Below are 23,969 nucleotides of genomic sequence, written 5' to 3' on the forward strand. Positions count from 1 at the left end.
TAAGTTAGTGTAAAGATCCTAATCATTCGTAGGGTTCCGCCGATAAGGAAAGGACCCAAACCAGTATCCCTTCAGGAGGCGATATGACTCAAATCGACGGTACATCCCTCAGTACCCTGAACACCACGCTCAAACAAGTAACGGCCAGCATCCCGAGCAGTGAGGATCAAACCGGCAGCGCCAGTAGCCGAGCCGCAGCGACCACCAGCGCCACGGCGGATCAGGTCACTATTTCGGACGAAGCCAAAGCCCTGCAGCAGGCCGATGCCTCACAAACGGCGGCCGCTACAGCCGAAGAGGGCGAAGCCAAGCCAGCGGGTGGCTCCGGGGGCCCAGCCGGTGCCGGTGGTGCCGCCAAGAGCAGCAGCTCGGCCAGCTCCGCTGTCGTGGATGCCACCATAGAGCGCATCCAGAAACAGATTGAGAAGCTGAAGGAGCAGATTGCTGCCGCCCAGGCCGATACCAGCGAAGAAGGGAAGGAGAAGCTCAAGGCGCTGAACAATCAGCTGGTACAGCTCAGTGGTGCTCTGCTGGAAGCCCAGCAACAAAAAACCGAACTGGAAAGCAAGAAGTAGCCAATCAAACACTGATTTCGAAGGCTAGCAATCCCCTTGCCAGTCTCCGGCTCGCTGCCATTCCCAATGGCGGGTCCCGCGCAACGCCCTCGTTAACCCTTCACTTGCCCGCGCCCTTATCGGGCAACGATTGCCTTCGGCGGCGCTTTTACCGATCATAGGTGCCTGAACAGGAGAAACCGCCCATGTCATCGGATTTCGAGCTGGCCCCTATCCGCGCCCAGTTCCCCGCTTTGCAGCAACAGGTCAACGGCCACCCACTGATTTATCTGGATAATGCCGCTACCACCCAAAAACCCGGATCCGTGCTGCAAGCCATGGACGACTACTATCGCCACCACAATGCCAATGTGCACCGGGCTTCCCATACCCTGAGCACCCGCGCCACTCAGGCCTTCGAGTCGGCTCGAGAGCGGGTACAGCGATTTCTCAATGCCCGCTCCAGCCAGGAAGTCATCTGGACCCGGGGCACCACGGAAGCCATCAACCTGGTGGCCCACAGCTGGGGAATGAATAATCTGCAGCCGGGCGATGAAATCTTACTCTCGGTGCTCGAGCACCATGCCAACATAGTCCCCTGGCAACAGGTCGCCACCCGCACTGGGGCTGTGCTGCGGGTGATCCCGCTCACCGCGAATGGCGATCTGGATCTCGCCGCCTTTCATGCCCTGCTCTCGCCGCGCACCCGGCTGCTGACCATAGCCCAGGTATCCAACGCCCTCGGCACCGTCAATCCGGTAGCAGAGCTCATCCGGGCGGCGAAAGCCGTTGGCGTCGTCACCCTGATCGATGGCGCCCAGGCCGTCGGCCATCTGAGCGTCGATGTGCAGGCACTGGGTTGCGACTTCTATGCATTCTCCGGTCACAAGCTGTATGGCCCCACCGGGATCGGCGTGCTGTATGGCCGCGCCGAATTGTTGGAGCAGATGCCGCCCTGGCAGACCGGAGGCGAGATGATCGAGCGGGTCAGCTTCAGCGGCACCCGCTTCAATCGGCCGCCGTTTCGTTTCGAAGCCGGTACCCCGCCGATTGCCGAAGCCATTGGTCTCGCTGCCGCCCTGGACTTTCTCGCCGCATTACCCGAGGGCTGGCGCGAACATGAAGCGGCGCTGCTGCAACTCTTGCTGGATGGTCTGCAACAGTTGCCCTTCATCAAGCTGGTCGGCAGACCCAACCAGCGGGTCGGCGTGGTGTCGTTGCGACTGGGCGAGATTCACCCTCAGGATGCGGGCGAATTGCTGGATCAGATGGGGATCGCGGTACGCGTCGGCCACCACTGTGCCATGCCACTGATGGAGAGCCTGGGGCTGGAGGGCACCCTGCGCATCTCGCTGGCACTGTATAACAGCGAGGCCGAGATCGAGGCCCTGCTCGCAGCCCTGGCCCGCTTACCGGAGTTCTTCTGATGTCGAATGCGTTGCGTGATTTTCTAAACCAGCATCCGCTGGGACAAGCCAATACCGATAGTGAGGCGATCTGTGCCCGATTTGCCCGTGCCGGGGCCTGGGAGGAGCGCTATCGCGAGCTGATCCAGCTGGGTAAACAGTTGCCGGCCATCCCCGCCGAGTGGCGCGGTGAAGAGCAGGAGTTGCCGGGTTGCGAGAGCCAGGTCTGGCTGCTGGCCATGCAGGATACCGATGGCCGCTGGCACTTTGCTGCCGACAGTCAGGCGCGGATCGTGCGCGGTCTGCTGGCGGTAGTGCTGGCGGCCCTGAACCATCAGAGTGCTCCGCATATTCTGAGCTTTGATATGGAAGGCTACTTCGACACCCTGCAACTCGCCAAACACCTGAGTCCATCCCGCGGCAACGGCCTGCGCGCCATGGTGACGGCGATCCGCGCCCGGGTTGAATCCGCGCCCTGAGGGTGGAAATCAGAAGTTGTAACGGTAGCTCAAGCCTACCGCCACGGCTTCGGGCCTGTAGTTACCGACATTGAGCAGATAGAGCCGCTTGTTGAACTGCTTGTCGAGCAGCCCCAGCAGGTTGTAGCCGTTGAGGCTGAACTTGCCATAATCCCGGGTCTGATAGTGCAAGCCCAGATCGAAAAATGCCGCCTCCTGCACCGAATCGTAGTAGCCGGGATCGGTGAGATTGGTCGCCGAGGAGTTGGGATTATTCTCCCGTGCATCGTTGGTGCTATCGATCTGATCTTCGGCCCCCGGATAGCCCCAGAAATAACGCAGACTGCTGGTCAACTGCCAGGCCGGATCCAACTGCCAGGCGGCGTTGAACTTGGTCATATGGTTGCTCCAGTTGTTGAGATCATTGCCATACCCCAGGTGGGAGGCGGTAATGCGGGTGGAACCACCGGCTGCCAGATCAAAGTCATCCAGCTTGGTGTAGGCGTGGGAGAAGCCCAGACTCACCGCTTCCAGCTGATAGTTCAGCTCCAGCTCCAGGCCACCATATTTGAACTCCCCCACCGGCTGGGTATGCAGAGTGGCGAAGTTGATGCCCAGAATTTCGGCCTTGTTGTAGAAACCCGTCAGTGTCATGCGAGTGCTGGCACTGAGCTCCCGATCATAGATCAGCTCGGCGCTGGAGAGCTGCTCCGGCTCGGCATTCTCACCCGCCAGATAGAGGGCCCGCAGCTCCTCGGCGTTGTTCTTGCGCAACGAACGGCTCAAGACCCCTTTGAGAGTGTCCCGTTCGCTCAGCGCGGCCACCAACGCCAGTCGGGGCGACCACATCCAGCCCGAGTATTGGTCCTTATCCGCCCGCAGACCAGTGAATTGAGTCAGCCAGGAGTTGATCTGCCACTGATGCTCACCGAACAGGCCGACCGCGTAGGTAGCCCAGGGATCCATAGCCCCCAGCACCGAGGATTGGGCATGATCATAGTCAGCGGTCGACAGACCCCAGCGGGAATAGATTACCTCGCTACCCAGCGCTGTGGCATGGTTGGCACTGTGATTCCAGTTCAGGGTACCGCGCAGCAGATACTCCTCCTCGCGGTGGTTTTCCGGCGTGACCCCGGACTGATCCGAGTTCCACAATTCACGCATATAGGCAGTGCTGTCATAGCCCCCCTTCATCTCGAACCACATGTTGCTGTTAAGCACCCAGAGCTGGGAGAGATCCAGGGTCAGCTGTTGATAGCCAACGCCATTGGTGGCATAGGAATCTTCCGTGGCTCCCGGGGTTGCCGACCCGTTCGGTGCGGTATAAATGGTCTTATGCTCCCAGGTCAGCTGCTCGCCGCCCTGGGTAAAACGCAGCCAGGCATTGAAATCCTGTTTCTGATAGTGACCGTGCAATTTGACCTTGGGCCGGTTGTGGAATGACTCATGATTATTCGGTGTGCGATAGGAAACCGGCTGACCGCCGGTGATGGGCTCGCCCCAGCTGGTACTGTCGCTGAGACCATAGGTAAGCGGTGAACTGCCACTGCTGGCACCGGCATAGTCGCTGATCCCGGCGTATAACAGCAGGCCGTGATCCGGGCTATCCCCCAACTGCACCGCGTTTTTGACCTCGACAGAGCGAAATGCCTCCCCCTCCCCCCATTTGACCGTCATGCCATCGGGACCATGATCGGCAAAACTGTCGGTCTGGATGTTGATCACCATGGAGACAGCGCCGGGGCCATAGACCACAGAGCCCGGGCCACGGACCACATCAATCTTGCGGATATCCGCCAGCAGCGGCGTGTCCCGTTCACTCAGGGCACCGAAGTGGGTCTTTTCATTCAACACCCGGCCGTTGACCACCAGCAGATATTTATCGTCCCGATCGCCAATCAGACCGCGCATCCCCATGTGGGGCGCCTCCCAGTGATGGGGCAGGTAATGAAAATTCGGCACATAGATTTCTAGCAGATCGAACAGGCTACGAGCACCGGACATCTCTATCATGCCGCGGTCTATGCTGGTGATGGAGGCGGGCATGCGCCGGGTTGCCGTCGGCGTCAGGGTGGCGGATCCCTCCAGCTTGACCTGCATCAGCTGAGCCAGATCCATCTGCAATAGCTCATCATCACTCGAGGCTGCCAAACTAGTGATCGGCAGCAGCAGACAAGCCACTATCCAACACGCTTCTCTCATGGTCATTACTCCCGAACCATACCGTTCGTGTGACATCCCTGTACTGGGTATAGATAACAGTAGCGAGCGAGGATGCGTTTGTGCAGGCACCAGAACAGAGCCTGTGATCCGCATTCGATTGGTGATGAAAATAGCAACAAAATGAAATCCAAAAGAATCCCATTTTGCGCGGATGCTTTGAGCTGGCTCGCGCTCTGATATCAATGCAGAAGCTTGTTAAGCCCCTTTCCTCTATAAGTATTCACCAACAATGCAGCGAACCTGACTGCAAGATGAATCGTCACCGCAGGTCGAACCCGAGCCGAGTCCGTCGCGGGAACCTCGAAATTAAGCGGCACCCAAAGGATAACCATGACAGCCCCGATGCAGAGTGTGTGGTGATGGCTCACCATGACGTCAGGCCCCGTCGATACAGCGCCCTGCGTTGGTTGGGACTGTTGTTGCTGTTTTGTTGTCTGCAGGGAAGCGCCGACAACTCCTTGCGCCTGGAGAAGCTCAAAGCCGCCTATGTCTTCAACTTCCTGAAATTTACCATCTGGCCCCTGGAAGGGGCCCGCGATATGCCGTTATTTGTCTGTCTGGGCAACAGTGATGCCAGGCTGCAGCAAGCCTTCACACCATTGCAAGGCCAGCAGGTGAATGGCCGGAAAATCTATATCCGCCCCTTGCCAGTGAAAGCCGACGTGGCCGGATGCCACGTTTACTACCTGCGTCAGGGCGGCGCACCGGTACCATTGCGCACCTTGGCTCAACGCTATCCCGGATTATTAACCATAGGCGATGATGAAAACTTCATCGCCGATGGTGGCATCATCGGTTTGCAGGAAGTGGAAGGCCGTCTGCAATTTGCCATCAATCTGGACCTCATCCGGCAAGGCCACTACACCATCAGCTCGCAGTTACTAAAACTGGCGCGCAACACAGGGATGACCCCATGAAGCAGCTCTCGTTCTGGCATAGCTCCTCGCTCTCCAAGAAGGTCGCCACGCTAGTGGTACTGGTTTGCGTGGTCACGCTGAGTCTATTCTCGATTGTCTTCCTGTCGCAGCAATACAGCATGCTCCGCAGCCAGAGCAAGGCCGCACTGGAAGTGCTCTCCCGTAGCGTGGCCTTCAACAGTGCGGCGGCGGTGACCTTTCTCGATGCCTCCTCGGCCAATCAGACCCTGCAATCCCTGCAATATTCGCCAGAAATAGTACAAGCCACTATTACCCTGGAAAATGGCAAGTTACTGGCCCGCTATCATAGGGATCATGAAGCCCACGATGACAACGAGATGGTATTATCCACCCCCATACTGATGCAAGGCGAACGACTCGGTACCCTGCAATTGCACGCTCAGCTAACCCCACTGAATCGCATCATGCGGCAGAGCCTATTCACCGGCCTGGTGCTCGGCGCGGTAGCGCTGCTGCTCGCGGGCTGGATGGCGCGCCTCTCCGGCCGCATCCTGACGCAACCCCTCAACCGACTGGCGAACATAGCCAGCACCATAGCCCGGGATAAAAACTATGCCCTGCGCGCCGATGAGGAGAGTCATCAGGATGAAGCGCGGCAACTGGCTCACTGCTTTAACGTCATGCTGACACAGATCGAGCAACGGGATCAGGTGCTGGAACAGCACCGCGACCACCTGGAGCAGGTCGTGCAATTACGCACCGTGGATCTGGTGCAAGCCAGAGACTCGGCAGAATCGGCAAACCGTGCCAAGAGTGAATTTCTGGCCATGATGAGCCACGAAATACGCACCCCGCTGAATGGTGTCATCGGCATGACCGACTTGCTCAACACCACGACACTAGACGATAAACAGCGGCGTTTTGTCCGCATCATTCGCCGCTCCGGCGAAGATCTGCTGACCATCATCAACGACATTCTCGATTTTTCGAAAATCGAAGCGGGCAAGCTGGAGCTGGATCGCAGCGCCTTCAACCTGAACCTGCTGCTGGAGGATCTGGTCGAGCGCTTCGCGCCGGTCGCCCATGGCAAGGGTCTGGAGATCCTCTGTTCGCCGCCGACCCATGCCATTCACCTGCAGGGCGACAGTAAACGCCTGAGCCAGGTGCTGACCAATCTGGTCGGCAATGCCATCAAATTCACCGAACAGGGCGAAGTGGTGGTGCGCGTGGACATACTGGCCCAGGACGATGAGCAGGTGACTTGTCGCTTCAGTGTGCGGGATACCGGCATCGGCATTCCTCCCGAACGGCAAGCCAAGCTGTTTCAGGCTTTTTCCCAGGCCGACAGCTCGACGACCCGCCGCTTCGGTGGTACCGGGCTAGGGCTGGCCATCTCCCAGCGGCTGGTCCAGCTGATGCGCGGCCAAATCGAGCTACACAGTGAAAGCGGCAACGGCAGCGAATTCTTCTTTACCCTGACTCTGGCACCGGAAAAAGCCATGCAGATGCAGACCAAACAGCGCCAGCTCAATCGTCTCAAGGTGCTGATTGTGGATGACAACACCACCAATCTGGAGATCCTGACTCACCAGCTCACCGCCTGGCATTGCCAGATCTCGCTGGCCCAGAGCGTGCAGCAGGCCATGACCCTGCTCCAGCAGGCAAAAACCGTCGACAGCCCGTTCAACATGGTGTTGACCGATATGATGATGCCGGATGAGGATGGGCTGGGACTGGTCTCCCGTCTGCAAGCCGATCCCGGGCTGGCCGATATCCCCATCATCATCCTCAGTTCCGCAGGTTACTCACTACCAGCAATGGACTGTCTACAGGTGCGCAACTGCCAGCAACTCACCAAGCCGGTCCGTCAATCCGATCTCTACAACGCCATGGTGCATGGTCTTCATCAACCGATCCCGGTGCTGGGTTCTTCAGCAGCCGTCGGCGGGGCTCATACCCGGCTGCAAGGTCGCGTGCTGCTAGCCGAAGACAATCAGGTCAATCAGGAAGTAGCGCTGGCCATGCTGCAAAATCTGGGTTTGAACTACGAAATGGTCACAAATGGTGCCGATGTCCTGGAAATTCTGCACCGGCAGAGCTTCGATCTGATACTGATGGACTGTCAGATGCCAATCATGGATGGCTTCCAAGCCACGGTAGCCATTCGGCAACAGGAGCAATTTAGCGCCCAGCATATTCCCATCGTCGCCCTGACGGCCAACGCCGTATCCGGTGATCGGGAACGCTGCCTAGCCTGTGGTATGGACGATTACCTCTCCAAACCCTTTACTCAGGAGCAACTGGGCAACCTGTTGGCCCAATGGTTACCCACCATCACAGCGCCTGGCGGATCCCAGGTCACCTCGCCTCAGGCTGGCACCACGACCCTGCAGCATCACGAGCTGGATCCACGCGCCATCGATAGCCTGCGAGCGCTGCGAGCCGGTTTATTGGTCAAGGTGCTGGCGGCTTGGCTACAGGAGTCACCCAAACTGTTGGCCCAGATGCAAGAAGCCGTAGCAGAACAAAACGCCAACCGGCTGCTGCGCGCCGCTCACTCGTTGAAAAATAGCGCCGCCAACCTGGGAGCCCGATCCCTGTCTCAGCTCTGCCTGCAAATCGAACAACTGGCACGTCAAGGCACGACACAGGGGCTACAAAATTTAATGGTCGAGATAGAGTACCGATTTATGCTTACTAAGGATGAAATCACCCAGTTGCATCAGGAGGAAACATGAACGAGCAACTCCTGACCCGAGCGCAACCGCTGGTGCTGGTGGTCGATGATGAACTGAGCGCCCGGCTTATCATGCGCGCCACCCTGGAAGAGTCCGGATTCGACGTGGTCGAGGCAGCCAGCGTCGCTGAGGCCCTGGAGCAGTTTGATGCCCAACAGCCGGATCTCATCATCCTGGATGTCATCTTGCCGGACGGCAACGGCATCGAACTCTGCGCCCACCTGCGCCAGTTGGCCACGGGGCGGAATCTACCGATTGCCATGGCCACCGGCCTCGATGATGTGCCATCGATTCAGCAAGCCTACCAATCCGGCGCTACCGATTTCATTACCAAACCCATCAGCTGGGGCACCCTCGGCTATCGGGTGCGCTATCTGCTGCGCGCCCATCACGCTTTTGAAGAGCTGGCGCTCAGCGAAAGCAAGAACCGGGCATTGCTGTCGGCACTGCCCGACCTGCTGTTCCGCATCAATGGCAATGGGGTCATTCTCGATCGCCTGGCAGGCTCCGAGGCTCCAGACTGGAGCGATTGGGATCTGCAACCCGGTGCCATATTGCAGGATCACCCCAGTGCCCTGATCGCCGAGATGATCCAGCAGGAAATCACTATAGTGCTGGAGCAACAGTCGCAACATGCGCTGGAAATTGCGTTGCCGCGCAATCACGAGGGCGTCTGCTGGGAGGCGCGGATACTGCCACGCAGCGAGGATGAGGTGTTGCTGGTACTGCGGGATATCAGCCGTCGCAAACAGATGGAGAACCAGCTGCGGCTCTCGGCCAAGGTGTTTGAATCCAGTAATGAGGCCATCCTCATCACAGATCGCCGGAATCGGGTCATTTCGGTCAACCAGATGTTTGAAAAGCTGACCGGATTCAGTGCCCAGGAAGTCCTGGGCAAGGAGCCGACCTTGTTAGGCGCTGGTCAAGAAAACCGCAGCCTGTACCGTAACCTGTGGGCGCTGTTGTATGAAAACGGCGCCTGGCAAGGCGAACTCACCGATCGACGTCGTTCCGGCGAAACCTATCCGGTCTGGCTTTCCATCAGCCTGGTGCGAGATGGACAAGGCGAGCCGGAATACCATATTGCCAGCTTCTCCGACATCACAGAGCGCAAGCGCCAGGAGGCGCAGATCGAACATCTGGCCTTCCACGACGTATTGACCGGATTACCGAACCGCCGCCTGCTGACCGATCGCATCGAGGTTGCCATCTCCCAGGCACAGCGGGAAAACAGTGGTCTGGCGCTGCTATTTATCGATCTGGATCGGTTCAAAACCATCAATGATTCGCTGGGACATCAGGCTGGCGATCAACTGCTGCGCGAGGTCGGACGTCGACTCGGGCAATGGGTGCGCAGTGGCGACACCGTCAGCCGGGTCGGTGGAGATGAGTTCATCGTCTTGTGCCCCAACTGCGGCCACCCTGACGATGCCTCGGCGCTGGGCGAAAAGCTGCTGGAAGCCTTGGCCCAGCCGTACCATATTGCAGAGAACCAACTGATCATCACCGCCAGTATCGGTATCGCCCTCTATCCAGATAACGGCAGTGACGCCAACATGTTGATCGGCAATGCCGATGCCGCCATGTACCTGGCCAAAGAGAATGATCGCAACAACTGTCAGTTCTACTCTCCGGAACTGAACGAGAAGAATCTGGAACGATTACAGCTGGAGTTGCGATTGCGTCATGCGCTGGAAGCCCATGAATTTGTGCTCTACTTCCAGCCCCAGATCGATGCCCGGACCGGTGCCCTGGTCGGCGCTGAAACCCTGATCCGCTGGCTCGACCCCATCCATGGCCTGATACCACCGGGGCGTTTCATTCCCCTGGCCGAAGAGACCGGCCTGATCCAGCCCATCGGCGACTGGGTGCTGCGTGAAGTTTGTCGCTATCTCCATCGCTGGCAAGCCCAGGGATTGCCGCTCATCCCCATCGCCGTCAACCTGTCGGCGCGTCAGTTCAAGCAGCAAAATTTCATCGAGTCGGTTGCCGAAGCGTTAGCCGAAACCGGCATAGAGGCGCGCTGGATTGAGCTGGAGCTGACCGAGAGCATGCTGATGAAAGATATTCAGCAGACCACAGGCAAACTCCAGCAACTCAAGGAGATGGGGTTCAGTATTTCGGTCGATGATTTCGGCACCGGTTTCTCCAGCCTCAACTACCTGCGCCACTTCCCTCTCGACGTACTGAAGATCGATCAATCCTTCGTGCGGGAACTGTTTGAGGATGATGCGGCTCTAGCCATCATCGACTCCATCATCGCCCTGGCCAATGCCCTGGGGATGCGCACGGTTGCCGAAGGGGTGGAAACCGCCGATCAACAACTGATGTTACAGCACCACGGTTGCGACACGCTGCAGGGCTACCTCATAGCGCGCCCGCTGCCGGAGGAGGAGTTTATGCACTGGGTTCGCCAGTACACGGCAACGCAGGGCCCGGGGTTGATCGGCTAGACAGGAGCGGCAACGGTTTATTTGCTCCGACTACGCGGTGTCGTCGGAGTTTTGGCTACGAACTGTTTGATGCTGCGCTTTTCGGCCGTCCGACGATTGGCCTGCTTATCCCGAGGTGGACGCTTGCGGGCAGCCTCTTCCGTGGCCGGCACGTCGGTCACCGGAAACTCGGCCAATTCCTGCACCGGGATCCGGTTGCCAGTCAGCGTCTCGATCGCCTGCAACGCAGCCATATCATGATGCGCCAACAAGGCCAGCGCCACGCCGGAGCGACCCGCACGGCCGGTACGACCAATGCGGTGCACATAGGTCGCCGGCGCATCCGGTAGCTCGAAATTGATCACCAACGGCAAGGCGCTGATATCCAGCCCCCGCGCCGCCAGATCCGTTGCCACCAGCACGGGTAACTGCCCGGATTGCAGCTGAGCCAGCACGGCACTGCGTTCAGCCTGCGGCTTGTCACCATGCAGGGCGGCAGCGGTGATGCCCTGTTTGCACAGTCGCTTGACCAGACTATCCGCCGTGGCTCGCTGGTTGACGAATACCAGCGCCGTTTGTCCTGGCCGCTGTTGCTGCAACAGATGTAGCAATAGCGCCGCCTTGCTGCCCTTGTTCACCAAATACCCTTGCTCGTCAATCACTCCCTGCGGCCGGGACTCGACGCTAATCAACTGCGGAGTGCGCAACAGCGCCTGCGCCAACCCAGTCACCGCATCGGGAAAGGTGGCCGAAAACAATAACGTCTGTTGGCGTGCAGCAAGCTGCTTCAGAAGCTGCTCCAGTTCGCGGCGGAAGCCCATCTCCAGCAGGCGGTCAGCCTCATCCAGTACCAGTTGCCGCACCTGAGCCAAGGTCAGGGCCTGCTGGCGCAGCAGTTCAAGCAAACGCCCCGGCGTGGCAATCAGCAGATCGCAACCTGTCGCCAATGCCGCAACTTGGCCCTCGAGCGGTTCGCCACCCAACACCAGCTGGATCACAGGCGCAGGCGTCAAGGAGTTTGCCAGAACGCTGGCCACCTGGCTCACTTGCTCGGCCAGCTCCCGAGTCGGAACCAGCACCAGGGCGCTTGGCGCCGCTAGCGCAGCCGGAAGCGTGCCAGGCGTTGCCAGCCAGCTCTGCAGTAAGGGCAACAGAAAACTCAGCGTCTTCCCTGTACCTGTCGGCGCACACACCTGCACATCCATCCCTGCCAGCGCCGGAGGAATCGCCTGACACTGCACCGCCGTCGGCTGTACCCAGCCCTGTACATTCAAGGCCTGCAGGAGTTCCGGACATAGGGGCAAATCGGTAAATCGGGACATGACGTCTTCCTGTTGAGTCGGAAACAAGAAATAACAAAGGGCCCGCAGGCCCTGTGTCAACTATGAGTCAAGCAGCATCAATCTGCTACACCATCGGGTTCTTCGACCACCCGGGTCGGCCAGCCCATCAGGGTTTGACGCTTGGCTTCATCCTGCAGTTCGGAGGCGCGCAGATAATGAACTTGAGGCCAGCCTTGCGGCAACCAGATGGTCAGTTGGTCCTCGTCCGCCTCGAAGCGGAAGTCGGGAACCGTGCCTTCGGTGCGACGCATACACAGTATGATCGACAGCCGCAGGATGCGCGCCAAGCGACACGCCTGGGTCATGGAGACCGCATTTTGCCGCTCCAGTTCATCCAGTTTGAACTCATCCCGTTGATTGAGCATCAACGCCGATAACAACTGCTTCTGCGCCGGAGTAAAACCGGGCATATCGATGTGATCGATGATGTAGGCGGCATGTTGCGGCGCCTTTTTGTATTCGATACACAATCCCAGCTCGTAGAGCATGGCAGCCCAGCGCAGCATGGGGCGGCCATACTGCTCACTCAGATGCCAGCTCTGATGCAACTGGGTGAATGCGGTCAAGGCCACGTTACGCACCCGCTCCGCCTGATCCCGATCCAGTTGATAACGGGTGATCAGACTCTCGGCTGTCCGTTCACGAGCATCACAATCCCGTTTACGACCGACCATGCCATAGATGAGTCCCTCTCGCAGGGCGCCACCGGCCAGGGTCATATTGTCGATGTGCAGGGTTTCGAAAATCGCGATCAGAATGGCCAGCCCAGATGGAAAAACAGTCAAGCGCTCGGGAGCCAAGCCTTGCAACGCCAGCTGATCGATACGACCACACTGGATGGCCTGTTCCTTCAATTCGTTGAGCTTGCTCAGCGTCACCCGCTCACTACGCCCTTGAGCGATCATGATCTCTTGCAGCGCTTGCACGGTCCCGGAGGCGCCGACACAGGTGATCCAGCCCATATCGAGATAGCTCTGCTCGACTTGAGCCAGCACCACTTTGGCGCCTTCGATCGCGGCAGCAAAATTGTCGGCACTCAGCAATCCATCGGCAAAGAAGCGTCTGAGCCAGGTGATACAGCCCATATGCAGGCTGTTCAATAGCTTGGCATCACTTTGCTCACCGATCACCAGTTCGGTACTCGCGCCACCGATATCGATGACCAGGCGTTTGCCTTCGCCACTGGAGGTCCAGGAAACGCCCTGGTAGATGGTTCTGGCCTCATCTTCACCGGTGATCACTTCGATATGGTGACCGAGAATGCGCTCCGCTTCGACCAGGAAGACACCCACATTGCCCGCCAGCCGCAAGGTAGCGGTACCGACGATGCGGGTATTCTCTTTCGGTACGTCCTGCAGTTGTTCGGCAAACAGACGCAGACAATCCCAGCCCCGCGCCATGGCTTCATGACTCAGGCAATTGTCAGCATCGAGGCCAGCAGCCAACCGCACTTTGCGCTTGACCTTGGCAACCGTGCGGATCGCGCCCGCAACCTCGCGCACCACCAGCATGTGGAAACTGTTGGAGCCGAGATCAATGGCAGCATACAGAGGTGGCTGGTTCACGGGCGACGTCCTGTCAGGGTTTACGAGGGCCACGGCGGCGTCCGGCACTCGGCTGACGCTCACGCATATTACGATTGATGCCAGCACGATGGCGGTGGATCCGCTTCGGTGCCTCGGCATCCTGCAGTAACGCCTGGCGATCATACTTGCTCATCGGGATCGAGTGTCGAATGTAATCTTCGATCGCCGGCAAGTTGAAGGCATAGTCTTCACAGGCAAAGCTGATGGAATGACCACTCTTGCCAGCACGGCCAGTACGGCCAATGCGGTGCACGTAGTCTTCCGCGTCATCCGGCAGATCATAGTTAAACACATGGGTGACATCGGGAATGTGCAGGCCGCGAGCCGCCACATCGGTGGCCACCAGGATATCCAGCGTACCCTTGGTGAAGTCCTCGAGGATCTTCATGCGCTTTTTCTGCGGCACATCGCCGGTCAACAGACCAACGCGATGGCCATCTGCTTCCAACCAGCCGTGTACGTCTTCGCAGACATGCTTGGTATTAGCAAAGACGATGGCTTTATCCGGCCACTCTTCTTCGATCAAGGTCAGCAGCAGCAACATCTTGTCGTCGTTGGAGGGATAGAACAGCTCCTCTTTGATGCGTTGCCCAGTCATCTGCTCGGGCTCGATCTGCACATGCTCCGGCTGATTCATATGCTCGTAAGCCAGTTCCTGCACCCGCAGCGATAAAGTGGCAGAGAACAGCATGTTCAGACGCTGGTTTGGCAGCGGCATGCGACGGAACAGGAAACGAATATCCTTGATGAAACCCAGATCGAACATACGATCGGCCTCATCCAGTACCACGGCCTGGATCCGGGAGAGGTCGATAATCCCCTGCTTCAGGTAATCGATGATACGACCGGTAGTGCCGATCAGCACATCAACGCCTTGCTCCAGCACGGCAAGCTGCTTGTCGTAACCATCACCACCGTACGCCAGACCTAGCTTAAATCCTGTGGTCTCGGCCATAGGCTCGGCATCATTGTAGATCTGCACCGCCAGCTCACGAGTCGGCGCCATGATCAACACACGCGGTTGATTGGTCTTGCGCTCGGGCGAGGCGGGATTGATCAGCAGATGATTGAAGATACCAGCCAGGAAGGCGATGGTTTTGCCGGTCCCGGTTTGTGCCTGGCCCGCAATATCTTTGCCTGCAATGAGAATAGGGAGAGAAAGCGCCTGGATCGGCGTGCAATAGTGAAATCCCTTGGCTTCCAGACCGGCGAGAACCTGCGGTTCCAGCCCCATCTGGGCGAATTTCTGTTCAGTTAAGTGTGTTTTGCTCATGGCAGACAGGTTATCAGGTTGGGCTTGCAATAATAAACAGGATCATTTCAAATAGGGCAACTATTTGCCTTTTATTTACATCTATTGGCTATATTTGCCAACAGATCCTCAACAATAGACTGGAGTGGTAGATGAGTGACAAGATTGTTCAGCTGACCGATGCCAGCTTCGAAGCAGACGTGATCAAGGCTCAAGGCCCGGTACTGGTCGACTTCTGGGCTGAGTGGTGTGGCCCGTGCAAGATGATTGCACCTATCCTGAACGAAGTAGCTGATGAATATGCAGGCAAGCTGACTGTGGCCAAGCTGAATATTGATCAGAACTCCGAGACTGCACCTAAGTACGGTATTCGTGGTATTCCGACCCTGCTGCTGTTCAAGAACGGTGCTGTGGCCGCGACCAAAGTGGGCGCGCTCTCCAAGACCCAATTGAAAGAGTTTCTGGACGCCAACGTCTAAATCCTCCAAGAGCGCTCATCGAGCGCTCTTTGTTTTTCACCCCGACGCAATAGACGCCTTCGCGATTTGATGCTAACTTATACAGCGACCTAGTAATCCACCCGCGCTGATCTGCGCTCTCTCCTATCGAAAGCAGCCTCAACCCAGCGACCGTCTAACCGCTTCATTTCCTGTTGATACCCATTCATCGCCATGAATCTGACTGAATTAAAGAATACCCCTGTATCCGAGCTGGTAAAGCTTGGCGAATCCATGGGCCTGGAAAACCTGGCTCGTTTGCACAAGAAAGATATCATCTTCGCCATTCTCAAGGCTCACGCCAAGAGCGGGGAAGATATCTTCGGTGACGGTGTGCTGGAAATCCTGCAAGACGGTTTCGGCTTCCTGCGTAGTGCAGACAGCTCCTATCTGGCGGGTCCGGACGACATATATGTCTCCCCGAGTCAGGTACGCCGTTTCAACCTGCGCACCGGTGATACCATCTCCGGTAAAATTCGTCCGCCGAAAGAAGGTGAGCGTTATTTCGCACTGTTGAAGGTGGATACCGTCAACTACGACCGTCCGGAAAATGCCCGCAACAAGATCCTGTTCGAAAACCTGACCCCCCTGCACCCGACCAAGCGTCTGCGTCTGGAGCGGGGCAATGGTTCGACCGAAGATATTACCGCTCGGGTACTGGATCTGGCCTCCCCTATCGGTAAGGGTCAGCGAGGCCTCATAGTCGCACCGCCGAAAGCCGGTAAGACGATCCTGTTGCAGAACATCGCCCAGAGCATCACCAGTAACCACCCCGAGTGTGAGCTGATCGTACTGCTGATCGATGAACGTCCTGAAGAAGTGACCGAAATGCAACGCATGGTCAAGGGTGAAGTCGTGGCTTCCACCTTCGATGAACCAGCAACGCGTCACGTCCAAGTCGCTGAAATGGTTATCGAAAAGGCCAAGCGTCTGGTTGAGCACAAGAAGGATGTGGTGATTCTGCTCGACTCAATCACTCGTCTGGCTCGTGCCTATAACACCGTCATCCCTTCATCTGGTAAGGTTCTGACCGGTGGTGTGGATGCCAACGCCCTGCATCGTCCGAAGCGTTTCTTCGGTGCCGCCCGTAACGTGGAAGAGGGTGGCTCGCTCACCATCATCGCCACTGCACTGGTTGATACCGGCTCCAAGATGGATGAAGTCATCTACGAAGAGTTCAAGGGAACCGGCAACATGGAACTGCATCTGGCGCGCAAGATCGCCGAGAAGCGCGTCTATCCGGCGATCGATATCACCCGCTCCGGCACCCGTCGCGAAGAGCTGCTGGCTCCGCAAGACGAGCTGCAGAAGATGTGGATCCTGCGTAAGATTATCCACCCGATGGGTGAAATCGAAGCCATGGAATTCCTGATCGACAAGCTTTCCATGACCAAGACCAACGATGAATTCTTCGACGCCATGAAGCGCCAGCAGAAGTAATCGACGGCAGCATCATAAAAAATACCGGCTTTGCAGCCGGTATTTTTTTATCTGCGTATCGAGGAGAAAAGCCTCAATCGATATAAATCACGCCATCAGCCGGCACGGGCCGCCGACTGAATGCACTGCAGCAGGAACTGACCAAAGTCATGGCCGTGATGCTGCAACATCTTGGGGAACATGGAGATCGGCGTCATACCTGGGAAAGTATTGATTTCGTTCAGCAGGATTTCGCCATCCGCGGTCAGGAAGAAGTCGACCCGCGACAGATCCTTGAGCTTGAGCTGGGTAAACGCCTTGAGCGCCAGGGTGCGGATGGTTTCCACTTGTTCGGCGCTCAGATCGCTGACATCCAGTCGGGTGGTCGAATGGCTACCACTGCTGTACTTCTCGTCATAGCTATAGAAGACATCGCCCGGCACGCAGATTTCGCCAGGGCGAGTGGCAACCAGCTCATCACCATACTGGTAGACTGCCACTTCCAGCTCGCGAGGTTGGACCGCCTTTTCCACCAGCACCTGGGCCGAATAGCCAAATGCCTGATGAATAGCATCAGACAAATGAGCCAGTTCAGTCACTTTGTAGCAGCCGACGGAAGAACCCTGACTCGCGGCCTTGACGAAGACTGAACCCCAACGGCGCATCGCCTGGTGGGCTTCGGCATGGGCCGAGCTGTCATCCTCGGAGAGGAACAGATAAGGGGTATTCGGGATACCCAGCGCCGTCAGCCACAACTTGGTGCTGACCTTATTGAAGCACAGCTTGCTGCCTTCCGAGCCACACCCCAGATAAGGCAGTCCCGCCAGCTCCAGGAACGATTGTATGTCTCCGGTCTCACCCGGGAAACCATGAATGCACGGCACCACATAGTCGATCCGCTGTTCCCGGCTGCCGGTCCGCAACACCTTATCCAGCCCCAGGGAGCAGCGCTCGCCAGTGGCGGTTTGCCAGCGATCGGGGAATAACTCGACTCGCGTCATGACGATGTCCGGCAGGGCCCGGAGCTGTTGTTCGAGAAAATCGGCACTCTTGAGGGAAATTGAATGCTCACTGCCGCCACCGCCGCACATCAAGAGCACATGAAGCTTATTCATCAGGGGATTCCTTGCATCTAGACTCGCCGGCCGCGAGGCGGTCGGAATGACAATCACGCAGGGAAGTCTATCAATGGCGTCGACAGGGGGAAAGGGCTCAACGCACAAAGGTAGGGATCCAACTCCGACGTCGTGGCGTTTGCTCATGGCGGATGAAATCCCTATGCTGGCACTCGATACTGCTGTTCTCGCCCAAGGAACCCCGATGCGCCTGTTATGTTTATTCTGTGCCGTGTGGCTAAGCGCCTGCGTGACTGTCGGTCAGGATGCCGAGAAAAAGCCCAAGGCCCCCGAATTTCAGGGCGAATTTGCCCAGCTAGTTCGCCAGCCGACCGAACAGGCGGTCAACGGTCTGCTCAGTGGCAATAACCAGACCCTGGAAGCTGTGTTGACCGATCCCAACGTCTATACCCCGCCGGTACTCTTTGCCCTGGCGCATCAGCTCTATCAGCAAGGCGAGATCACCCCGGCCCTGTTCTGGTTCTACACCGCCCAGCTGCGCGCCCGCTCCGATGCCAACAAGTCCCTCGATCCGACCACCCAGCAGGGCGTCACCGAGCTGAGCAACCAGTTTGCCAAAGACATTAACCGCTATGCCCTCGGCCATCTGGATGAGCTGACCATCACGGTCAACCATGTCTTGACTTGGGATCGACAAACTAAACGCTATTACGATCCACGCTGGGTAGCACTCCATGGCCAGGAGGCCTATACCAAGACCACGATAGGCTTCAAACCGCAGAGTGAATGGCCGGTGATCGATGAACTGACCCGTCAGGGTTTCGAAAAGGGCTTTCAGCAGTTGCTGCAGAAAATCCGCGGTTAACCATGTGAGGAGTTCGTTATGGATCTCGCTGCATTACGGGACTATCTCGGTGCCAAACCCGGCGCCATGGAAGACCTGCCCTTCGGCCCCGAGGTGCTGGTGCTGAAAGTGGCTGGCAAGATGTTTGCCCTGGTGGCTTGGCAGGAGCTGCCGCTGACGATCTCCCTCAAGGCCGAGCCCCAGCAGGCACTGCTGTGGCGCGAGCTCTATCCGGCGGTCAGTGCCGGTTATCACCTCAATAAGCAGCACTGGAATACGGTCACTCTGGATGGCAGCCTGAGCGACGAGTTGCTGCGAACCATGATCGACGAATCCTGGCAGCGGGTGGTGGCCGGGCTGAAGAAAAGTGAACGTCTGGCGCTGCTGGGGCCGAACGCCGCAACTCGATGAGCCAAAAACCACCCCGGCCCGTATAATGAAATCAGACTCCGTCATAGAGTAACCATATGAAATATAAGGATCTGCGTGACTTTATCGCCCTGCTGGAACAAAGGGGCCTGCTTAAACGCATCCACCAGGAAATTAATCCCTACCTGGAGATGACCGAAATTGCCGACCGCACCCTGCGAGCCGGTGGTCCGGCGCTGCTGTTCGAGAACCCGACCGGTTATGACATGCCGGTACTGGCCAATCTATTTGGCACGCCAGAGCGGGTGGCGTTGGGCATGGGCCAGGAGGAGGTCTCTGCCCTGCGTCAAGTCGGGGAATGGATGGCCATGCTCAAGGAGCCGGAGCCACCCAAGGGGCTGCGCGATCTGATGGACAAGCTGCCGGTGTTCAAGCAGGTGCTGAACATGCCGGTCAAGCGACTGAGCAAGGCGCCCTGCCAGGAGGTCATCCTCAGCGGTGATGCCGTCGATCTCACCCGGCTGCCGATCCAGCATTGCTGGCCCGGCGATGTGGCTCCGCTGCTGACCTGGGGGCTGACCATCACCAAGGGGCCTTACAAGAAGCGGCAAAATCTGGGGATCTACCGCCAGCAGTTGCTGAGCAACAACAAACTCATCATGCGCTGGCTGGACCACAGGGGCGGCGCCATCGACCTGCGCGAGTTTCAGGAGCTACATCCCGGCGAACCCTTCCCGCTGGTGGTGGCGATCGGCTCGGATCCGGCCACCATTCTCGGTGCCGTCACACCGGTACCAGACACCCTGTCGGAATATGCCTTTGCCGGTCTGTTGCGCGGCAGCCGGACCGAAGTGGTGCAAGCGCTCTCCTGCGATATCGAGGTGCCCGCCAGTGCCGAGATCGTGCTGGAAGGAGTCATCCATCCCGGCGAGTTTGCCCCCGAGGGACCCTATGGCGATCACACCGGTTATTACAACGAGGTGGATGAGTTCCCGGTGTTCACCGTCACCCACATGACCATGCGCCAGAACCCCATCTATCACTCCACCTATACCGGTCGGCCACCCGATGAACCCGCCATGCTGGGCGTGGCGCTCAACGAGGTGTTTGTGCCGCTGTTGCAGAAGCAGTTTCCGGAGATTGTCGACTTCTATCTGCCGCCGGAGGGGTGCTCCTATCGCATGGCGGTGGTCACCATCAAGAAGCGTTATCCGGGCCATGCCAAGCGGGTGATGCTTGGGGTCTGGAGCTTCCTGCGCCAGTTTATGTATACCAAGTTCGTGATCGTTTGTGACGATGATGTTAACGCCCGGGATTGGAATGACGTAATATGGGCCATCACCACCCGGATGGATCCGGCACGCGACACCACCCTGATTGAGCATACCCCGATTGATTATCTGGACTTCGCCTCTCCGGTTTCCGGTCTGGGATCTAAAATGGGACTGGATGCCACCAATAAATGGCCCGGCGAAACCAACCGGGAATGGGGTCGCCCCATCGTCATGAGTGACGAGGTGAAGCAGCGAGTCGACACGCTATGGGACTCGCTGGGGATCTTCGACTAGAGCCTTAGGCCGCAAGGAACTTGCATGCAACGAATCGAATGCCGACTGCTGGAAATGAATGAGTGTGCGGAACACATTTGGCACATTCGCCTCGACCCGGCGCAACCGGTCCCCTTCAAACCCGGCCAGTATTTACAGGTCGTGATGGGCGAGAAAGACAAACGCCCGTTCAGTATTGCCAGCTCCCCGACCCGGGACGGGCTGGAGCTGCAGATTGGCGCCACCCCCGGCAATCCTTACCCGGGAGAAGTGCTGGAGCGCCTGCGTAGCACCGGGACTCTGACCATCGAAATCCCTCAGGGCAAAGCCTGGCTGCGGGAAGAGTCGAGCCGACCGATCCTGCTGATCGCCGGTGGTACCGGCTATTCCTACGCCCGCGCCCTGCTGCAGTACCTGATGGATACCGAAATGAATCGCCCTGTCTATCTCTACTGGGGGGTGCGTCATAAAAGCCAGCTGTATGAAGGCGCCGAAGTCCTGGCCTGGGCCAACGAATACCAGCAGCTGAATTACATTCCGGTGGTGGAGCATCCGCAGGCCGAGTGGCTGGGCCGTACCGGCATGGTGCACGAGGCGGTACTCGCCGACTTTGCCAGCCTGGATCAGTACGACATCTATGTTGCCGGACGTTTCGAGATGGCCGCCGTGGTACGCCAGACCCTGCGTCTGCGCGGCGTGCAGGATGAACACCTGTTTGGTGATGCCTACCAGTTTATTTAGATACCGATCCGGATAATGCGCCATCGACAAGGAAGCACACGCTGACACGCCGTAAACCCTTCCATGGGGGCTCCACCGCGCCATCCCTGGCGCGGAGGGTCAGTTTAGCGCTACCTAAGTCGCTGTGGTGAGTGATCTGCGATTCGGAACAGCTATCTAGTCGCCATGACGACAACGGCCACCGCTAAGGTGGCCGTTGTGCTATCAGGAAAGAACGGATTACTCGCCCCGATCGGCCAGACGCTGTTCAATCAGCGCCAACTTCTCTTCCAGTGCGGTCAATTTTTCACGGGTGCGCAGCAACACCTTGGTCTGCACATCAAACTCTTCGCGACTGACCATATCCAACTTGTTGAGCTGGGATTGCAATACCTGCTTCACCTTCTTGTCCACCTCTTCTCCCAGGCTCTTGATACCGGGCGGCAGGGCGTTGTGGATCTGACGGGCCATCTCTTCAATTTTTTTCGGGTCAATCATCGGGTTCTCCTTCCGTTGTCCTCATTGTGCCCGAGCCGGGCCGGCATCGCCAGCGAGGCGGATCACGGAGCCCGGAACCGGGTCTATTCATCCGGTTCAGCGAATGCCGTAGCAGTGATCGCGAATACAGGCCAGGAACGGCTCGCCGAAACGCTCCAGTTTGCGATAACCGACCCCATTGATCGCCAACAGCTCGTCATCGTCACAGGGTTGCTCCCGCGCCATCTCGATGAGGGTAGCGTCGTTAAACACCACATAAGGTGGCACCTCTTCCTCTTCGGCGATCTGTTTGCGCAGCTTGCGCAACTCGCGGAACAGCTTCACATCATAATCCGCACTCGCCTCATCATGACCCCGGCTGCGCCCCTTCTTCAGGCTCACCACTTCGAGACGCGGCACCGCCAGCTCCAATCCCTGCTCCCCGCGCAGTACAGGACGGGCGGCTTCAGTCAGCTGCAGCGTCAGATGCCGGGTGATGTTCTGGGTCAGCAAGCCCTTGTGGATCAGTTGCCGGAACACCGACAACCAGTGTTCGTGGCTGCGCTCCTTGCCAATGGCAAAGGTCGACAACTTGTCATGACCCTGCTCGCGGATCCGCTGATTCAGGGAGCCGCGCAGCACCTCGATGACATAGCCGATGCCGAAACGCTGGCCGACCCGATAGACACAGGAGAGAGCCTTGCGGGCATCCTCGCTGCCATCATAGGTACGTGGGGGGTCCAGACAGACATCGCAGTTACCGCAGGGCTGGCTCTGGTACTCGCCAAAGTAGTTGAGCAACACTTGGCGACGACAGGTCTGGGCTTCGGCAAAAGCAGCCATCAGGTTGAGCTTGTACTGCTCCACTTTCTGCTGCTCGGGATTGGAGTGTTCGCCGCTCTCCAGCATGCGCCGCAGGCGCTCGGTATCGGCCGGGTCGAACAGCAGCAAGGCTTCGGCAGGCAGGCCGTCGCGCCCGGCCCGACCGGTCTCCTGATAGTAGGATTCGATATTCTTCGGCGTGTCATAGTGCACCACGAAGCGCACATTCGGCTTGTCGATGCCCATGCCGAACGCCACGGTCGCCACCACCACCTCGATATCGTCGCGCAGGAAAGCCTCCTGCACACTGCCCCGCTCCTGCACCGGTAACCCGGCGTGGTAGCAGGCGGCGCGCACCCCACGCCCGCGCAGAAACTTGGCCACTTCCTCGGTCCGGCTGCGGCTGGTGCAATAGACAATGCCGCACTGGCCGCTCTGCTTGTCGATATAACTGGCCAGTTGCTCGTTCGGCTTGTACTTGTCCAGCAGGCTGTAGCGAATATTGGGCCGATCGAAGCTGGCCAGATGCACCAGCGGATCACTCTGTCCCAATCGCGCCAGAATATCCTGCCGCGTCGCCTCATCGGCCGTGGCGGTCAGGGCCAGCAGTGGAATATGGGGGAACCGCTGTTTCAGACATCCGAGCTGGGCATATTCCGGGCGGAAGTCATGACCCCATTGCGAGATGCAGTGCGCCTCGTCGATGGCAAATAGCGACAGCCGCAACTCGGCGAGCTGATCGAGGAAATCGGGCAGCATCAGGCGCTCTGGCGCCACATACAGCAGCTTGAGCTCGCCCTGGCGCAAGGCGGAGTAGATGCCGAGCAGCTCCTCCCGTGGCACCGAGGAGTTGAGACAAGCGGCGGCCACGCCGTTGGCGCGCAGGGTATCTACCTGATCCTTCATTAAAGCGATCAGCGGGGAAACTATTACCGCCAGACCCGGTCTAACTAGTGCGGGGATCTGAAAACAGAGCGACTTGCCACCGCCAGTTGGCATGATGACCAGTGCATCGCGGCCAGCCACCACGTGATCGACAATCTGCGCCTGGCCGGGACGAAATTCCTGATAGCCAAACACCTCCCGTAGCACCTGCAGCGGTGAGGGTGTCGAAGGAGGCAGAAAGCCGGAAGCGGGTTCGAGAGATGGCAGTTGCATAGGGGCGCCATTGTAGAACAGCCGGGGGCTGGGGAAAACCGCTGTCGTATGCCGAGATGAAACGAATCGAAGAAGGGATGCCGAATGGTCTAGATTGCGACCCATTGCCGTGCCAATGCGGAAAATAACACCGCCGATCCCCACGACGGTGTCTATTTCTGGCTAGAATT

General features: G+C 58.2%; 19 protein-coding genes. 12 read left to right on the forward strand and 7 right to left on the reverse strand.

The window, feature by feature from the left end:
* The first annotated feature begins 83 nt into the window (after positions 1 to 83).
* From ACYVG7_RS02590 to ACYVG7_RS02600, 3 genes are all read left to right on the forward strand, one after another.
* Entirely contained in the window at positions 84 to 575 is a 492-nt protein-coding gene (locus tag ACYVG7_RS02590; protein WP_460881687.1) for a hypothetical protein, read from the forward strand.
* Positions 576 to 760: 185 nt separating this feature from the next.
* Positions 761 to 1,981: an aminotransferase class V-fold PLP-dependent enzyme gene (locus ACYVG7_RS02595; RefSeq protein WP_460881688.1), complete on the forward strand. Its 1,221-nt coding sequence runs from the start codon at positions 761 to 763 to the stop codon at positions 1,979 to 1,981.
* Positions 1,981 to 2,439, forward strand: coding sequence for a SufE family protein (locus ACYVG7_RS02600; protein WP_460881689.1), 459 nt, complete (start codon positions 1,981 to 1,983; stop codon positions 2,437 to 2,439). Before ACYVG7_RS02595 ends, ACYVG7_RS02600 begins: the two co-directional genes overlap by 1 nt.
* A gap of 9 nt (positions 2,440 to 2,448) precedes the next feature.
* Here the strand turns inward: ACYVG7_RS02600 and ACYVG7_RS02605 are convergent, their stop codons facing one another.
* Positions 2,449 to 4,620: a TonB-dependent receptor plug domain-containing protein gene (locus ACYVG7_RS02605; protein WP_460881690.1), complete on the reverse strand. Its 2,172-nt coding sequence runs from the start codon at positions 4,618 to 4,620 to the stop codon at positions 2,449 to 2,451.
* Positions 4,621 to 5,000: 380 nt separating this feature from the next.
* Here ACYVG7_RS02605 and ACYVG7_RS02610 point away from each other — a divergent pair, with 380 nt between their 5' ends.
* Genes ACYVG7_RS02610 through ACYVG7_RS02620 form a run of 3 tightly spaced genes read left to right on the forward strand, consistent with a single transcriptional unit; the run spans position 5,001 to position 10,710 of the window.
* Positions 5,001 to 5,558, forward strand: coding sequence for a YfiR family protein (locus tag ACYVG7_RS02610; protein ID WP_460881691.1), 558 nt, complete (start codon positions 5,001 to 5,003; stop codon positions 5,556 to 5,558).
* Complete coding sequence (locus ACYVG7_RS02615) at positions 5,555 to 8,257, forward strand: response regulator (RefSeq protein ID WP_460881692.1); 2,703 nt, start codon at positions 5,555 to 5,557, stop codon at positions 8,255 to 8,257. Before ACYVG7_RS02610 ends, ACYVG7_RS02615 begins: the two co-directional genes overlap by 4 nt.
* A complete protein-coding gene (locus tag ACYVG7_RS02620) occupies positions 8,254 to 10,710 on the forward strand; it encodes a two-component system response regulator (protein WP_460881693.1) in 2,457 nt (818 codons plus the stop codon). Before ACYVG7_RS02615 ends, ACYVG7_RS02620 begins: the two co-directional genes overlap by 4 nt.
* A 17-nt stretch (positions 10,711 to 10,727) precedes the next feature.
* Here ACYVG7_RS02620 and ACYVG7_RS02625 read toward each other — a convergent pair whose 3' ends face one another.
* The 3 genes from ACYVG7_RS02625 to rhlB all read right to left on the reverse strand — a co-directional run bounded on the left by ACYVG7_RS02625 (position 10,728) and on the right by rhlB (position 14,891).
* Entirely contained in the window at positions 10,728 to 12,011 is a 1,284-nt protein-coding gene (locus ACYVG7_RS02625; protein ID WP_460881694.1) for a DEAD/DEAH box helicase, read from the reverse strand.
* 77 nt (positions 12,012 to 12,088) lie between these two features.
* The gene (gene gppA / locus ACYVG7_RS02630; protein ID WP_460881695.1) at positions 12,089 to 13,597 is read right to left on the reverse strand and encodes a guanosine-5'-triphosphate,3'-diphosphate diphosphatase; all 1,509 of its coding nucleotides are present in this window, start codon (positions 13,595 to 13,597) and stop codon (positions 12,089 to 12,091) included.
* Between the two features lie 13 nt (positions 13,598 to 13,610).
* A complete protein-coding gene (rhlB, locus tag ACYVG7_RS02635) occupies positions 13,611 to 14,891 on the reverse strand; it encodes an ATP-dependent RNA helicase RhlB (protein ID WP_460881696.1) in 1,281 nt (426 codons plus the stop codon).
* Between the two features lie 131 nt (positions 14,892 to 15,022).
* On the opposite strand from rhlB, the gene trxA reads away from it, so the two are divergent.
* Both trxA and rho read left to right on the forward strand, forming a co-directional pair.
* Positions 15,023 to 15,349 carry a thioredoxin TrxA gene (gene trxA / locus ACYVG7_RS02640; RefSeq protein WP_460881697.1) on the forward strand — a complete coding sequence of 109 codons (327 nt, stop codon included), beginning with the start codon at positions 15,023 to 15,025 and terminating at the stop codon, positions 15,347 to 15,349.
* Positions 15,350 to 15,541: 192 nt separating this feature from the next.
* Complete coding sequence (gene rho / locus ACYVG7_RS02645; protein ID WP_460881698.1) at positions 15,542 to 16,807, forward strand: transcription termination factor Rho; 1,266 nt, start codon at positions 15,542 to 15,544, stop codon at positions 16,805 to 16,807.
* 95 nt (positions 16,808 to 16,902) lie between these two features.
* On the opposite strand, the gene ACYVG7_RS02650 is transcribed toward rho, so the two are convergent.
* The gene (locus ACYVG7_RS02650) at positions 16,903 to 17,901 is read right to left on the reverse strand and encodes a D-alanine--D-alanine ligase (protein ID WP_460881699.1); all 999 of its coding nucleotides are present in this window, start codon (positions 17,899 to 17,901) and stop codon (positions 16,903 to 16,905) included.
* Positions 17,902 to 18,106: 205 nt separating this feature from the next.
* Here ACYVG7_RS02650 and ACYVG7_RS02655 point away from each other — a divergent pair, with 205 nt between their 5' ends.
* Genes ACYVG7_RS02655 through fre form a run of 4 tightly spaced genes read left to right on the forward strand, consistent with a single transcriptional unit; the run spans position 18,107 to position 21,363 of the window.
* On the forward strand, positions 18,107 to 18,727 hold the full coding sequence (locus ACYVG7_RS02655) for a hypothetical protein (RefSeq protein ID WP_460881700.1): 621 nt from the start codon (positions 18,107 to 18,109) through the stop codon (positions 18,725 to 18,727).
* An 18-nt stretch (positions 18,728 to 18,745) separates the two neighbouring features.
* Positions 18,746 to 19,117, forward strand: coding sequence for an MmcQ/YjbR family DNA-binding protein (locus tag ACYVG7_RS02660; RefSeq protein ID WP_460881701.1), 372 nt, complete (start codon positions 18,746 to 18,748; stop codon positions 19,115 to 19,117).
* Positions 19,118 to 19,173: 56 nt separating this feature from the next.
* Complete coding sequence (ubiD, locus tag ACYVG7_RS02665; RefSeq protein ID WP_460881702.1) at positions 19,174 to 20,643, forward strand: 4-hydroxy-3-polyprenylbenzoate decarboxylase; 1,470 nt, start codon at positions 19,174 to 19,176, stop codon at positions 20,641 to 20,643.
* 24 nt (positions 20,644 to 20,667) lie between these two features.
* Positions 20,668 to 21,363 (forward strand): NAD(P)H-flavin reductase, encoded by a 696-nt coding sequence (fre, locus tag ACYVG7_RS02670; protein ID WP_460881703.1) that lies wholly within the window; start codon positions 20,668 to 20,670, stop codon positions 21,361 to 21,363.
* Positions 21,364 to 21,582: 219 nt separating this feature from the next.
* Here the strand turns inward: fre and ubiK are convergent, their stop codons facing one another.
* Entirely contained in the window at positions 21,583 to 21,840 is a 258-nt protein-coding gene (gene ubiK, locus ACYVG7_RS02675) for a ubiquinone biosynthesis accessory factor UbiK (protein ID WP_460881704.1), read from the reverse strand.
* A 96-nt stretch (positions 21,841 to 21,936) separates the two neighbouring features.
* Positions 21,937 to 23,799 carry an ATP-dependent DNA helicase RecQ gene (recQ, locus tag ACYVG7_RS02680; RefSeq protein ID WP_460881705.1) on the reverse strand — a complete coding sequence of 621 codons (1,863 nt, stop codon included), beginning with the start codon at positions 23,797 to 23,799 and terminating at the stop codon, positions 21,937 to 21,939.
* Positions 23,800 to 23,969 lie beyond the last annotated feature (170 nt).

It is taken from the genome of Pseudaeromonas pectinilytica (assembly GCF_054780855.1).